Here is a 1,361-nt window from a genome sequence, read left to right on the forward strand (position 1 = left end):
GAAGCAACTGGAAGTGGTTCCAAGAAAAGCCTCTAAGCTTCAGTTTAACAAGACCGTACCGCAAACCGACACAGGTGGGCGAGATGAGTATTCTAAGGCGCTTGAGAGAACTCGGGAGAAGGAACTCGGCAAATTGGTACCGTAACTTCGGGATAAGGTACGCCCCTGTAGCTTGACTCGCCTGCGCGAGAAGGGTGAAGGGGTTGCAATAAACTGGTGGCTGCGACTGTTTAATAAAAACACAGCACTCTGCAAACACGAAAGTGGACGTATAGGGTGTGACGCCTGCCCGGTGCCGGAAGATTAAATGATGGGGTGCAAGCTCTTGATTGAAGTCCCGGTAAACGGCGGCCGTAACTATAACGGTCCTAAGGTAGCGAAATTCCTTGTCGGGTAAGTTCCGACCTGCACGAATGGCGTAACGATGGCCACACTGTCTCCTCCCGAGACTCAGCGAAGTTGAAGTGTTTGTGATGATGCAATCTCCCCGCGGCTAGACGGAAAGACCCCATGAACCTTTACTGTAGCTTTGCATTGGACTTTGAACCGATCTGTGTAGGATAGGTGGGAGGCTATGAAGCGTGGACGCCAGTCTGCGTGGAGCCGTCCTTGAAATACCACCCTGGTTTGTTTGAGGTTCTAACCTTGGTCCGTTATCCGGACTGGGGACAGTGCATGGTAGGCAGTTTGACTGGGGCGGTCTCCTCCCAAAGTGTAACGGAGGAGTACGAAGGTACGCTAGGTACGGTCGGAAATCGTGCTGATAGTGCAATGGCATAAGCGTGCTTAACTGCGAGACCGACAAGTCGAGCAGGTGCGAAAGCAGGTCATAGTGATCCGGTGGTTCTGTATGGAAGGGCCATCGCTCAACGGATAAAAGGTACTCTGGGGATAACAGGCTGATACCGCCCAAGAGTTCATATCGACGGCGGTGTTTGGCACCTCGATGTCGGCTCATCTCATCCTGGGGCTGTAGCCGGTCCCAAGGGTATGGCTGTTCGCCATTTAAAGAGGTACGTGAGCTGGGTTTAAAACGTCGTGAGACAGTTTGGTCCCTATCTGCCGTGGGCGCTGGATATTTGAAGGGGGCTGCTCCTAGTACGAGAGGACCGGAGTGGACGAACCTCTGGTGTACCGGTTGTCACGCCAGTGGCATCGCCGGGTAGCTATGTTCGGAAGAGATAACCGCTGAAAGCATCTAAGCGGGAAACTCGCCTTAAGATGAGATATCCCCGGGGCTTCGAGCCCCTTGAAGGGTCGTTCAAGACCAGGACGTTGATAGGTCAGGTGTGGAAGCGCAGTAATGCGTTAAGCTAACTGATACTAATTGCCCGTAAGGCTTGATCCTATAACCGGTGTGT

The 1,361-nt window shown here is 52.9% G+C and carries 1 rRNA gene; it reads left to right on the forward strand.

Annotated elements, in window-relative coordinates:
* Positions 1 to 1,348 (forward strand): 23S ribosomal RNA (locus HHL24_RS43315); the annotation flags it as partial.
* Positions 1,349 to 1,361 lie beyond the last annotated feature (13 nt).

The sequence above is a fragment of the Paraburkholderia polaris genome, assembly GCF_012927345.1.
Classification (GTDB): domain Bacteria; phylum Pseudomonadota; class Gammaproteobacteria; order Burkholderiales; family Burkholderiaceae; genus Paraburkholderia; species Paraburkholderia polaris.